This window comes from Mesorhizobium sp. L-8-10, assembly GCF_016756635.1.
Classification (GTDB): Bacteria; Pseudomonadota; Alphaproteobacteria; order Rhizobiales; family Rhizobiaceae.
This window is the reverse complement of record NZ_AP023263.1, coordinates 2,727,793-2,740,303: the sequence shown is the minus strand read 5'-3', so window position 1 is coordinate 2,740,303 and position 12,511 is coordinate 2,727,793. Positions and strand designations below refer to the sequence as shown.

Here is a 12,511-nt window from a genome sequence, read left to right as displayed (position 1 = left end):
ACGCCATTTTCCGGTGGAACAAGGGCTTGCACTGCTGAACACGCACCTCGGAAAGGCTAATGCCGAGAAGACGTCGTGAAACGGCGTGGACAGCTCTGCTGCAAATGGCCTTTTTCAGGGACGACGATCGTGGCGCGCAAGGCACTTCTCGAAGGCATCATCAAATGGGCCCAGCGGGACCAGTGGCAGGAGTTGTTCGATGAGTTCACCATGCAGCACATCGACAATGCTTGCGACGAGATGGGCATCGAGCCCCAGGATTTGGCCGACCACCTTGAGCCGGTCGAATTCTCGAAACTGTGGAACTGCGTCTTCGAGGATTTGATAACCGCCGATATCGACGGGCTGAGCCTCGCCGACGATTATCTGAAACGGCGCGGTTGGAAGGAAAGCGCAGCCGCGCGCGTCCTGATCCGGGCGCTTCGCCAATCCGTGATGAGCCTCTATGAGGTCACCGGCATCCGGGTCGGAGAGGGTTTCTTCATGCGCGACCTCGTGCGAGGCGGCGAGCCCGTCTGGGTCCATGAGAAGGCTGGAACACATCACGCGAATGAGCTCGACATCTTCGCCGCGAGGCTCATCGCGATCAACGGCCGGACCGAAATCGGCGGGGTGACGCTCATCTTCGAGCGGACCCGGATCGGCGCCGTCATCGACGATCTGGACAACATCGCCAATGCCACCCCTGAACAGTTGGAGACCGCCTTCGTCCAACTCGCCAGGGAAGCGGGCGAACCGATCGACGAGGAGATGCGGGAAGCCTTCGACGTTCTGAAGCACGGCAAGGCCGCGATGAGCGCCGACGAGGTGCTCGGCCGCAGCGCCTTCATCTTCACGGAGCACTGGCTCTGCCAGGTGCTGGAAAAGAAGCTGGGACGGAACCGCAAATCGGCGGAGCAAGCATCTACCAAAACCATGCCGGCACCGGCCAACACACAGACGGAGCAGCAGGAAGAGGAGGCTCAGTACGACCTCTTCGGCGCGGTCGAGCCCAGGAAGCAGGCCGGCGGAAAACGAAAGTAGCCGCCCCTACGCGGCCAATCCACCCGAGCGAATCTTCCCTCCGACCCAGACGGCGGCGATATTGGCGCGCGTCGCGTTGAGCAGGATCTTCTCGAAGATATCGACGGGCCCGTCGAGCTCCGGCCAGATCACGACATTCGAACCTGCCGCCTTCACGTCGATCGCCAGCGCGTCGAACTCGTAGCCGGGCGCAAAGACGCCGATCGGCAGGCCGAGCGCCTCGCCACCGCCCGCCGTCGCCAACCAGAACGCTTCGGCCGTGGTGATGCGTGATCCGGCGACGCCGCGCTCCTCGCGCGGCAGCGCGGCGTCGACGCCGCTCGCCAGCGCTCGCGCTGCAACCATGGAAAGACGCGCGCTGTCGAGGAGCGACGGCGAATAGCCGCCGGAAACATCCGTGCCGAGCCCGACATGCAGCCCCTTGTCGAGGGCGGCCCGCAGTGGAAACACCGCATCGGCGAAATAGACGTTCGACAGCGGACAATGCGCCACGCCCGACCCGGCCTGCTTGATCGTCTCCATGTCTGACGGCGAGATGAAATTCGAGTGGGCGAGTATGGTGCGTTCCGTCATCAGGCCGAAGCCCGCGAGCACCTCGGTGTCGGTCTTGCCGAACCGCTCGAGCACGTAACCATGCGCCCAGTCGCTTTCGCTGCAATGGGTTTGGACGTGGCAACCCGTCTCGCCGGCGAGACGGCCGAGCCCGTCGAGCAGCGCGTCGCTGCAGCTCGGCACAAAACGCGGCGTGATGACGGGCAGGACGCTCGGCTTCCCTGCCGGCTGCAGCGCCGTCAGCCTGTCGATGAAGCTCTTGGTATCGGCGACCGCCGAGGACGCGTCGACGTCGCGATAATAGTCGGGACACTCGGCCGCGTTGTCCATCGCCACCTTGCCGACCAGTGCGCGCTGGCCGCGCTCCAGGCAGATTTCGGCCAGTGCCAGATTGGCCTCCAGATGGATCGTGCCGAAATAGACCGCCGTGGTCGTGCCGTTGGCCAACAGGTTCTCGACCAGGGACGAATAGATCTCGCGCGCAAAGCCGGTGTCGGCGAAACGAGCCTCGAGCGGGAAGGTGTAGGTCTGCAGCCATTCCTCGAGCGGACGGTCGAGAGCCTTGGCAAGTTGCGCCCATTGCGGCGCATGGATGTGCAGGTCGACCATGCCGGGGATCAGGTACTGCCCGTCAACCAGGGCCACCAGCGTTCCGTTTGCTTCGGCCGCGCGCCGGGCCGCAGTGTGATCGGGGCTCTGGGCATGCATGACGTCGACGATCCTGCCGTCCTCGTCGATACGGATCAGGCAGTCTTCGAGAATTTCCAGCCTGCCGCGTTCCGGCACATGGAAAGCGTTGCAGGCGATTGTGCAGGCGATGTCTTCCATTCGCTCCCCGCTGGTCCGGCCGGTTGTGATGCACCGGCTTCATTGTCGTGGTTCTTGCCGTCAGGCCGCGCGAGCCGGTCCCGCGGGAAAGACGCCGGACATCACGCTGAAGCCGGGCACGCGCTTCACCCGGTCCATCCACCGCCGGATCGCGGGATAGTCCTGCCGCGACACCCCGCCCTCCTCCGAAAGCGCAATGTAGGGGAAGCAGGCGATGTCGGCGATGGTCGGATAGGGCGCGCTGCAGATCCAATCGCGACCTTCCTGCTCGCCGAACCACAGATGCTCGTCGAGGATGCGGAACAGCCTGTGAGCGCCGGCCCGGACGGCGTCGATGTCGAAATCGTAGAACATACCGTCATGGAGGCGCGCCGCCGAGGCGGTCGCGGTGACGCCGTCGGCGAAAGCAAGCCACTGGCCGATCTCGCCGAGCAGGGCCGGATTGTCCCTGGGGTACCACCGTCCGCTCGGATCGTATTTCGAGGCGAGATAGACCAGGATCGCCTGGGCGTCGCGCAGGATCAGACCGTCGTCGTCGATGACGGGAAGCTGGCCGAGCGGATTGAGCTTAAGGAACCAGTCCGACTTGTGTTCCCGCCCGGGATAGAAGTCGACCGGCACGGTCTTGTAATCGACACCGAGCATGCTCATCAGCAATCGAAGCTTGTAGCAATTGCCGGACAGTTCGTAGTCGTAGAGCGTGATCATCGGCCGGCTCCTAAAGATCGAGGACGAGGCGGGCCGATTTGGCGCGCGACACGCAGGTCATGATCTTGGTGCCGGACTTCTTCTCGGCATCGTTGAGATAGACATCCTGATGGTCCGGCTCGCCTTCGATGACCGTCGCGAGGCAGGTGCCGCAGGCGCCCTGCTCGCAGGAGGACGGCATGTCGACGCCGGCCTCGCGCATCACCTCGAGGATGGTCTTTCCCGCAGGCACCTTGAGCGTCACACAGGAGCGGGCCAACGCTACCTCGAAGCTCGAACTGTCGTCGATCTTGTTGGTGTTCTTGAAGTACTCGAAATGCACTGCGGTTTCCGGCCAGCCCAGTTCGGCGGCTATGCGGCGCGCCGCCTGAAGCATCGGCCCGGGACCGCAGAGATAAAGATGCATGTCGGGGCGGCACGTCGCGAGGATTTCGCGCAGCTTCACACCGGTCTCGTCTGGCGACAGACCCAGATGCGGCTTCAGCGCGTCGCCCAGTTCCTTCGTTCTTTCGGGAAAGGCAAGCTGCGCCTCGTCCTGCGCGAAATAGTGCAGGTCGTAGGCCAGGTTCTGGTTCTTGAGCGTCTGGGCCATTGCGAGGAGTGGCGTGATGCCGATGCCGCCGGCAACGAAGATGGTCTCGACTGCGTCACGGCGCAGCGGAAAATTGTTGCGCGGCTCCGAGATCGCCAGCACGTCGCCCGCCCGCACCGTCTCGTGCATGCAGGTTGAGCCGCCCGTCGAGTCGCGCTCCAGCTTGACGCCGATGACGTAGGTGCCGCTCTCTCCCGGACCGTTGATGATCGAATACTGGCGGATCAGGCCGTTGGGCATATGCACGTCGATGTGGGCGCCGGGCTGGAAGGTCGGCAGCAGCCCCTTGATCGGCCGCAGTTCGAAGCCGGCGATGCCGTCGGCCGCCCGCCACTTTCTTGCGACCTCGACGCGGATCGTCGCCTTGCGGCCATGCGCGGTCGCCTCCGGCATCTCGGCAAGTTCCGGCGAAACGCGCTCGATCACCGGTTCGAGCGGCGCTGGCGCGGGAGCCGCTGCCGCCTCGCGTTCGACCGCCTCACGCAGTTTGGACAGCAGCTCGTTGTGATGGCGCAGGACCGCGATGCGCTCCCTGTCCTGCGGCTGGCCGTTGAGCACGCCGCGGATCACCGAGCGGTTGGAATCGACCGGCTGGACGAAGAAGATGGCGAGCGTGCTGGCGTCGCCCTCGGTCGCGCGTAGTGCCACCGAGAACGCGCTGACCGCTTCGACCGCAACACTGGCCTCACAAGCGTCGATCCGGCCGCTTGGCTGGAAGCGGTAGCCTTTCAGTTTCGCTGCCACGATGTCGGCCGGGGCGTTCACCGGCATGCCGCGCAGGATGAGAAGATTGCCCTCGGCAAGACCCGCCACCTCGGGCACGTCACCAAGCGGCTCTTCGGCCGACCAGACGAGACCGTAGCGCTCGACTGCGGCGAAGGTGCGGTTGGTGATGGTGCGGGCCGGCGCGTCGGCTGGGTGTGCCGGAATATAGGTGCAGCCGGCGGTGCGGTTCGAGTATCGCCAGCCATGGTACTGGCACTTGAGCTCGCGGCCGTCATTGATTCCGATCGACAAACGCACGCCACGATGCAGGCAGCGGTTCTCCCAGACATTGATATAGCCGTCATCGGCACGCCAGACGGCGAACTCGCGGCCGAGCAGCTGGGCGTGGAAGACATGGCGAAAATGCAGGTCATAGGCCGCTGCGATGGGATGCCATCTTGTCTTGGCGGTATCGAGCATCTCTATCTCCAGAATTCCCGTGTCGGTCAGGTGGCGGCAGGGATGACCCCGTACGTCACGCCCTTCTGACTGAGCCAGCGGCGGTAGGCGATGGCCGACTTGTCGGCGCGGATCGGCGTTTCGGCGCGCGGATCAAGCGGCAGCCGCTTCGGGAACTGGTTCTCCAGGATCGGCTTGTCCTGCCCGAAAATCGTCTGCTGGAAGCGCTTGATCACCTTGTCCTCACTGCTGTCGTCGAGTACGCACAGCATCATGTGCGCGCGGATGTGCTCCTGGTCCACCGGTTGCAGGAACACGGCGATGACATCCAGGCGACTTTCATCCACCGGACTGGATTTGTAGAGCACCGAGCAATAGGGGTGCGGCACGCGGTAGATGTAGTCGACATCCGCCCCCCCTTGCGAGGCAGTCGAGGCCATCGGCTGGAAGAAGCGGCAACGCGTCGCCAGGATCTCGTCCCGATCCACGGAAATCTCGACGTCGTATTCCTTGACTTCCGTATGCGGCTCGGCGCCGAGGATGTCCGTATGGACATAGGGGAAATGTCCCATGTCCAGAAAGTTCTCGATCGCACGCGGCGCGGAGACATGGACGCCAACCGTCGCGGCATTGAGCTTGCGGCGATCGGCTTCCTCGAATTCGGGGATCGGGAAAAGATCGGCCGGGGGATTGCCGAGAGACGTCCACACATAGCCGTAGGCGATCTTGACCGGCAGCGTGTTGCCGAGCGTGCCGACCTCGACCGGAGTGCCGGCGGGCAGATCGCGCAGTGACCGCCAGACGTCGGCCTTGCCGTCGCGATTCGCGGCATAGCTAACGGGCTCCTCGAGCAGCACCGTATCGGAAACGACACCCGGCGGCACTTCCGCCAATGCGGCCAGCGGATGCCAAAGGTCGAGGATTACCTGATCCTTGCATCTCGTTTGGGTCATTCTTTCTTCCTTCCTGGATGGCGCCGCTGCCATGCGTCATCTCCGCGCCGGGATCGCGCCATAGGTGACTGATCGGTCGCGCAGCCAGCGCCGGTAATAGATCGAGACGGCGTCGGCGCGGATCGGGGTCTCGGCGCGTGGATCCAGTGGCAGGCGCTTGGGCATCTGGTTCTCCAGGATCGGCTTGTCCTGCGCGAAGATCAGTTGCATGAAGCCGCGCACCGTCGCCGCATCCATCCCATCCTTCAGATAGCAAAGATAGGGGTGCGCTATGCAGTGCTCCTCGTCGACCGGTTGGACGAAAAGCACGATGACGTCCTTGCGCGTCGGATGAAGCGGGTTGGTCTTGTACAGTGCCACCGTGTAGGGCCGGATCACCTTGTACACATAGTCGACCATCATCCCGCCCTTGGCCGTGGGAGAGGCGACCGGCTGGTAGAATCTGCATTCGGTCGCAAGCACCTCGTCTGCGGCGGTGATCTCGACATTGTAGGGCGGAACTTCGGTATGCGGTTCCTCGCCGAGCCAGCCCGTGTGGATGAAGGGAAAGTGTCCCATGTCGAGGAAATTCTCGACGGCGCGCAACCCCGAAACCTTGACCGCGATCGACCCGCCGGTGACGAGATAGCGGTCAGCCTCCTCGGCCTCGGGCACGAAGACGATGTCGCGCTCCGGTTTTCCGAGACAGGCCCAGATGAAGCCGTAGCGCACGGCTCGGTTGACCGGCCTGCCGGTGTCTTTGCGGACCACTTCCGTGTGATGGCTGTCGCGGCAATCGATGGTGAGGTCCACACCAAGAAGGCGCGTTTCGAATGGGATCGCTGACGAAAGATTGGCGCGATCCGCGACAACGTGCCAATCATTGAGAAGAACTCTGTCACGACAAGGGGCAGCTTTGCTCATTGCACCCTCCCGGCTGGCACTTCCCTATGAACCCAGCTCTTTGGGACGAGCATTCGGCGCGCTGGATTGGATATCAATCCACTTTTTTTTGAAAGTCCTTCCTGTTTATCTTGATTGTCGGATGGCCGGTATTGTCCTCCAATCGTGCTGCGACTTAACATATCGTCCAATGTCGAAATGGACCAGTTTCAGGCTCTGGCGTCAGGCGTCGTCGAACTCGTCGGCGTGGAGGAAACCCCGCATTGAGTAGCCGATCGAAGGTCGTTGCCGATATTCTGACGCGTGCCATCATCGAGCACCGTCTTGTGCCCGGCTGCAAGCTCGGCGAGCGCGAACTTGCCGAGATCTTCGACGTCAGCCGCATAGTCATTCGCCAGGCGCTGATACGCATTGCCGAAGACGGGCTCGTCCAGATGGAGCGCAATCGCGGCGCGTTCGTGGCCAAGCCGGGCATCCAGGAGGCCCTGGAGATCTATGATGCTCTGACGCTGGTCGAACAGGGTGTTGCCGCCCAGCTCAGCGATCGCCTCGGGCCTGCCGGCTGGGCCGAACTGCGCCAACATGTCGAACGCCAGCGCCAGGCGGTTGCGGCCGGCAACAATCCCCTTGCCGACGTGCTCGGCCAGGAGTTCCACACTGTTTTCGTGCGCCTCAGCCGCAACAAGGTGATGCAGGAGATCCATGCGCAGCTGTTGCGCCGCACCACGTTGCTGCGTTCGCTGATCACCGCCGATTTCGATTACTGCAACCTGCTCGACGACCACGCACGAGTGATCGATCTGCTGGAAAAGGGCCGGCTGAAACAGGCGATGGAGCTGATCGAATCGCATCATCGCACCGTCGTGCGCGGCTACATCATGGACCGGCAGGTGTTTCCGGAACTGACGCCGCGCGAGGCGCTCGGACCATATCTCGAGGGCAGGACCGCCGAACTGCCGAAGCCGGCACCAGGCAAGAAGACGGGAGATAACGACGGGGCATCGGTGCACAGCCATGTCCATGCCTCCAAATAGACCCGGCGGCACAAGCCGGGCGCCATCCGCATGAACCAACAGAGGGTTACCGCCATGCTCAATCTGACCAGACGACAATTCCTGCAATATTCGGGCGCCGCGGGCGCGGCCTTTGGCACCAGCGGGCTCGCCGGCATCGCACGTGCCCAGGAGCCGCTCAAGATCGGCGTCGTCTACGTCTCGCCCATCGCCGAGATCGGCTGGACGAAGCAGCACAGCCTCGGCATCGAGGCGATCAAGGAGGAATTCGGCGACAAGGTGACCATTACGGCCATCGACAACATCTTCATGCCCCAGGATGCCGAGCGCGTGTTCCGCGAACTCGCCGCCTCCGGCAACCAGCTGATCTTCGGCACGAGCTTCTCGCACGGTACGCCGATGCAGAAGGTCGCGCCCCGCTTCCCAAAGGTCGCCTTCGAGCACTGCTCGGGCATCGTCCACCTCGCCAATCTCGGCACGTTCGAAGCCAAGTATTACGAAGGGACGTTCGTCGCCGGCGCGGCCGGCGGCCATATGACCAAATCCGGCAAGATCGGCTTCATCGGCGGCTTCCCGATACCCGACATCGTGGGACCGGCGAATGCGCTGCTGCTCGGCGCGCAGAGCGTCAAGCCGGAGATCACCTGCAACACCATCTTCCTCAACTCCTGGTTCGATCCGGGCAAGGAGAAGGAAGCGGCCAACACGCTCCTCTCGCAGGGCTGCGACGTCATCTGTTCGATGACCGATACCGCGACCGGCGTGCAGGTGGCCGGCGAAGGCGGCGCTTGGTCGGTCGGCTATGCCAGCGACATGGCCAAGTTCGGTTCGGGCAAGCAGCTCACCGCCTTCACGCTTGACTGGTCGAGCGACTATCTGCGCGCTGCCAGGGGAGTGGCCGAGGGCACCTGGAAGCCCGAGGTGCATTGGGACGGTCTTGCCGGCGGGGTGGTCAAGATGGCGCCCTACAACGAGGCGATCCCGGCCGACGTCCAGGCCAGGCTCAAGCAGCTCGAAGCCGATATCGGGTCCGGCAAGGTCCATCCCTATGCCGGCGAGCTGAAGGACCAGGACGGCAACGTCAAGGTGGCCGCAGGCTCGGTGCTCTCGGATCCCGACATCCGCGGCATGAACTGGTTCGTCAAGGGAATGATCGGCAAGCTCGGCTGAAGCCCCTGCGGCAACCGACGCCATCGGGGTGGGCTTTCCGCCTCGGTGGTTGCAGGCTGCGCTCCGTCCAACCTCGCATGTGCCATGGCAGGACCGGCTATGACCCCGCGCCTCGAACTGCGCAACATCACCAAGAGCTATCCCGGCATCGTTGCGAATGACGACATCTCGATGTCGATCATGCCCGGGGAAATCCATGCTGTCCTCGGCGAGAACGGCGCCGGCAAATCAACCCTGATGAAGATCATCTACGGCGCCGCGCAAGCCGATTCCGGCGAGATCTACTGCGACGGCAAGCTGATCGAGGCGCACAATCCCGCGAGCTCGCGCGCGCTTGGCATCGAGATGGTCTACCAGCATTTTGCGCTGTTCGAATCCGTCTCGGTGGTCGAGAATATCGCCCTGTCGGTCTCGAGCACCTTCGACCTGGACGCGCTCGCACGGCAGATCAAGGACCTGTCTGACCGCTATGGCATGCCGATCGACGCGCGGCGGCTGGTACACGACCTTTCCGTCGGCGAACGCCAACGCGTCGAGATCGTGCGCTGCCTGCTGCAGGCGCCGAAACTCCTGATCCTCGACGAGCCGACCTCGGTACTGACCCCGCAGGCGGTGGTGAAGCTGTTCGAAACCTTGCGCCAGCTTGCCGCCGAAGGCTGCAGCATCGTCTATATCAGCCACAAACTCGACGAGGTGCAGGAACTGTGCCACTCCGCCACCGTCCTGCGCAACGGCAAGGTGACCGGCACGGCAAAGCCCAGGGAGACAACCTCGCTCGAGCTTGCCCGCATGATGGTGGGTTCGAAACTTCCGGAGATGCATGTCAGCCCCGCCGTGCCGAGTGACGAGCCGCAACTCGAAGTGCGGAACCTTTCGGCCCCCGCCCGCGACAAATACGGCGTCGAACTCCGCAACATATCCTTCGAGGTCCATCGCGGCGAGATCGTCGGACTCGCCGGTGTCTCGGGCAACGGCCAGGCCGAACTCGTCTCGCTGCTCAGCGGCGAGCGCACGCATTCGACTTCCGAGACGATCCGCATCGGCGGCAAGGCGGCCGCTCATCTCAATGCCAGCGAGCGGCGCAGGCTCGGCATGGCGTTCGTGCCGGAGGAACGTCTCGGGCGCGGTGCCGTGCCGCCGCATACGCTATGGGAGAACGCCGTGCTCACCGGCCATCGCAGCGGCCTCGTGCGACACGGCCTCGTCGACCGCGGTCGCGCGAGCACCTTCGCCAGGAGCATCATCGAGCGCTTCAAGGTCAAGGCCAACGGGCCGCAATCGAGCGCGCAGAGCCTGTCGGGCGGCAATCTCCAGAAATTCATCGTCGGCCGCGAGATCGCGCTTGAGCCGAAGCTCTTCCTGGTGTCGCAACCGACCTGGGGCGTCGACGTCGGCGCTGCGGCCTTCATCCGCCAGACGCTGGTCGACCTGAGCCGCGCCGGGACAGCCGTGCTGCTCATCTCCGAGGAACTCGACGAGCTGTTTGAGATCTGCGACCGGCTGCTCGTCATCTGCCAGGGCCAGGTGTCGCCGCCGCTGATCAGGAAACAGACCAACCGGGAAGAAGTCGGCCTTCTGATGACCAACCGCGGCAACGGTACGAGCGGGAGAGGTGAACTTGCGATACAGGATTGAACAGAGGCCGGAGCCGTCCGCGCGGATGCGGATCGCTGCCCCGGTTATCGCGACTGCCTTGACCCTGTTTGTAGGCTGGGTGCTGTTTGCCACACTCGGTTATGACCCGCTGGCGACCCTGCAGGCCTTTTTCTTCACACCGCTCAACTCGCTCAACGGCATCTCCGAATGGCTGCTCAAGGCCTCGCCGCTGATCCTCATCGCCTGCGGCCTGGCGGTGGGTTTCCGCGCCAATGTCTGGAACATCGGCGCCGAGGGACAATTGATCATCGGTGCGATCGCCGCCTGCGGCGTCGGCCTGTTCTATCCGAACCCGGAAAGCCCCATCCTGCTGCCGCTGATGTTGTTCGCCGGGGCCTGCGCCGGCATGGCCTGGGCTGCGATCCCCGCATTCCTCAGGGCACGCATGAACACCAACGAGATCCTCGTCACCCTCATGCTCACCTACATCGCGACGCTTTTCCTGTCCTGGCTGGTGCACGGCCCGTGGCGCGATCCGGCCGGCTTCAACTATCCGCAAACCGCACTGCTGCCGGCGGCCGCGATGTTTCAGCCGTTCGACTATGCTTACCGGCTGAACTCATCGATCTTCATCACCGTCATCGCGGTATTCGTGATGTGGCTGTTCACCGACCGCAGCTTCCTCGGTTACAAGATGTCCGTCAGCGGTGCCGCCCCGCTCGCCGCGCGCTATGCCGGCTTTCGCGAATCCGCGGCTGTGTGGACGGGCCTCCTCGCCGGGGGTGCTGCAGCCGGCATTGCCGGCATGGCCGAAGTCGCAGGCCCTCTCGGCCAGCTGTCGCCGCAGATTTCGCCCGGCTACGGCTTCGCCGCCATCATCGTCGCCTTCATCGGCCGCCTCAATGCCTTCGGCATCGTGCTGGGCGGGCTGCTGATGTCGCTGCTCTTCCTCGGTGGCGAGGCGGTACAGATGAATCTCGGCCTGCCGGCGGCGCTGACGCGAATCTTCCAGGGCATATTGCTGTTCTTCCTGCTCGCCGCCGACTTCTTCATTTTCTACCGGCTTCGCCGCCTCCCGGAGCACGCCTGATGGAGCTCTTTGTCGCCATCTTCGCCGGCACCATCATCGCCGCCACGCCGCTCATCTTCGCTGCTCTCGGCGAACTGATCGTCGAAAAATCCGGCGTACTCAATCTCGGCATCGAGGGTATGATGCTCATAGGCGCGGCCTTCGCCTTCTGGGCCGTCATTGCCGGCCTGCCGATGCCGGTCGCCATCATCGCCGGCGCGCTTGCCGGCGCGGCGGCCTCGCTGCTGTTTGGCGTTCTCGCCCTCACCTTCCTCACCAACCAATATGCGGCGGGGCTGGCGCTCGCCATCTTCGGCTCGGGCGTCTCGGCGTTTCTCGGCCGCGGCTTCGGCTCGGCGCCGATCGAGGCGCTGAAGCGCATCCGTGTCCCCTTCCTTTCGGACCTTCCGGTGATCGGGCCGATGTTCTTCCGTTTCGACCCGATGGTCTATCTGGCGATCGCCATGTTCTTCGTCATCAGCTGGTTTCTCTACCGGACCAAGGGCGGGCTGATCCTGCGCACGATAGGAGAGTCGCCGGAAACCGCGCATGCGATCGGCTATCCGGTGATCGGGATAAGGTACCTCGCCGTGCTGTTCGGCGGCCTGATGGCCGGTTTGGCCGGCGCCTACCTGTCGGTCGCCTACACGCCGCTGTGGGTCGAGAATATGACCGCCGGCAAGGGCTGGATCTCGCTGGCGCTGGTGGTCTTCGCCACATGGCGGCCCTTGCGCGTCCTGCTCGGCGCCTGGCTGTTCGGCGGCATGACCATTCTGCAGCTTCAGGGCCAGGCGCTCGGTCTCGCCGTCCCGTCCGAACTGCTGTCCGCCCTGCCCTATCTGGCGACGATCGCCGTCCTGGTGATCATCTCGCGCAACCGCAAGCTGCTCGCCCTGAACTTCCCCGTCTCGCTCGCCAAACCCTTCCGGCCGGCCGGCTGAGGACGTTCACCGGGCGTGCA

11 protein-coding genes are annotated in these 12,511 nt (G+C 63.9%); 6 read left to right on the top strand and 5 right to left on the bottom strand.

The window, feature by feature from the left end:
• The first annotated feature begins 75 nt into the window (after positions 1–75).
• On the top strand, positions 76–1,023 hold the full coding sequence (locus JN280_RS12790) for a hypothetical protein (RefSeq protein ID WP_202312638.1): 948 nt from the start codon (positions 76–78) through the stop codon (positions 1,021–1,023).
• 6 nt (positions 1,024–1,029) lie between these two features.
• Here JN280_RS12790 and guaD read toward each other — a convergent pair whose 3' ends face one another.
• Genes guaD through JN280_RS12765 form a run of 5 tightly spaced genes read right to left on the bottom strand, consistent with a single transcriptional unit; the run spans position 1,030 to position 6,723 of the window.
• Complete coding sequence (gene guaD / locus JN280_RS12785) at positions 1,030–2,403, bottom strand: guanine deaminase (protein WP_202312636.1); 1,374 nt, start codon at positions 2,401–2,403, stop codon at positions 1,030–1,032.
• Positions 2,404–2,463: 60 nt separating this feature from the next.
• Complete coding sequence (locus JN280_RS12780) at positions 2,464–3,111, bottom strand: glutathione S-transferase family protein (RefSeq protein WP_202312634.1); 648 nt, start codon at positions 3,109–3,111, stop codon at positions 2,464–2,466.
• 10 nt (positions 3,112–3,121) lie between these two features.
• Positions 3,122–4,888, bottom strand: coding sequence for a Rieske 2Fe-2S domain-containing protein (locus tag JN280_RS12775; RefSeq protein WP_202312632.1), 1,767 nt, complete (start codon positions 4,886–4,888; stop codon positions 3,122–3,124).
• 26 nt (positions 4,889–4,914) lie between these two features.
• Complete coding sequence (locus JN280_RS12770) at positions 4,915–5,820, bottom strand: aromatic ring-hydroxylating oxygenase subunit alpha (protein WP_202312630.1); 906 nt, start codon at positions 5,818–5,820, stop codon at positions 4,915–4,917.
• 36 nt (positions 5,821–5,856) lie between these two features.
• Positions 5,857–6,723: an aromatic ring-hydroxylating oxygenase subunit alpha gene (locus tag JN280_RS12765; RefSeq protein WP_202312628.1), complete on the bottom strand. Its 867-nt coding sequence runs from the start codon at positions 6,721–6,723 to the stop codon at positions 5,857–5,859.
• Between the two features lie 242 nt (positions 6,724–6,965).
• On the opposite strand from JN280_RS12765, the gene JN280_RS12760 reads away from it, so the two are divergent.
• The 5 genes from JN280_RS12760 to JN280_RS12740 all read left to right on the top strand — a co-directional run bounded on the left by JN280_RS12760 (position 6,966) and on the right by JN280_RS12740 (position 12,491).
• Positions 6,966–7,736 (top strand): GntR family transcriptional regulator, encoded by a 771-nt coding sequence (locus JN280_RS12760; RefSeq protein WP_202312627.1) that lies wholly within the window; start codon positions 6,966–6,968, stop codon positions 7,734–7,736.
• 54 nt (positions 7,737–7,790) lie between these two features.
• Positions 7,791–8,885: a BMP family ABC transporter substrate-binding protein gene (locus tag JN280_RS12755; RefSeq protein WP_202314730.1), complete on the top strand. Its 1,095-nt coding sequence runs from the start codon at positions 7,791–7,793 to the stop codon at positions 8,883–8,885.
• Positions 8,886–8,984: 99 nt separating this feature from the next.
• Positions 8,985–10,520: an ABC transporter ATP-binding protein gene (locus JN280_RS12750; protein ID WP_202312626.1), complete on the top strand. Its 1,536-nt coding sequence runs from the start codon at positions 8,985–8,987 to the stop codon at positions 10,518–10,520.
• Entirely contained in the window at positions 10,504–11,571 is a 1,068-nt protein-coding gene (locus JN280_RS12745) for an ABC transporter permease (protein ID WP_202312625.1), read from the top strand. Before JN280_RS12750 ends, JN280_RS12745 begins: the two co-directional genes overlap by 17 nt.
• Positions 11,571–12,491: an ABC transporter permease gene (locus tag JN280_RS12740; RefSeq protein ID WP_202312624.1), complete on the top strand. Its 921-nt coding sequence runs from the start codon at positions 11,571–11,573 to the stop codon at positions 12,489–12,491. The genes JN280_RS12745 and JN280_RS12740 overlap by 1 nt, the downstream gene beginning before the upstream one ends.
• Positions 12,492–12,511: the final 20 nt, after the last annotated feature.

Excerpts from the sequence above, each read along its gene's own strand:
- JN280_RS12780 (WP_202312634.1), bottom strand. The coding sequence starts at position 3,111 with ATGATCACGCTCTACGACTACGAACTGTCCGGCAATTGCTACAAGCTT.
- JN280_RS12765 (WP_202312628.1), bottom strand. The coding sequence starts at position 6,723 with ATGAGCAAAGCTGCCCCTTGTCGTGACAGAGTTCTTCTCAATGATTGG.
- JN280_RS12755 (WP_202314730.1), top strand. The coding sequence starts at position 7,791 with ATGCTCAATCTGACCAGACGACAATTCCTGCAATATTCGGGCGCCGCG.
- JN280_RS12770 (WP_202312630.1), bottom strand. The coding sequence starts at position 5,820 with ATGACCCAAACGAGATGCAAGGATCAGGTAATCCTCGACCTTTGGCAT.
- JN280_RS12750 (WP_202312626.1), top strand. The coding sequence starts at position 8,985 with ATGACCCCGCGCCTCGAACTGCGCAACATCACCAAGAGCTATCCCGGC.
- JN280_RS12775 (WP_202312632.1), bottom strand. The coding sequence starts at position 4,888 with ATGCTCGATACCGCCAAGACAAGATGGCATCCCATCGCAGCGGCCTAT.
- guaD (WP_202312636.1), bottom strand. The coding sequence starts at position 2,403 with ATGGAAGACATCGCCTGCACAATCGCCTGCAACGCTTTCCATGTGCCG.
- JN280_RS12740 (WP_202312624.1), top strand. The coding sequence starts at position 11,571 with ATGGAGCTCTTTGTCGCCATCTTCGCCGGCACCATCATCGCCGCCACG.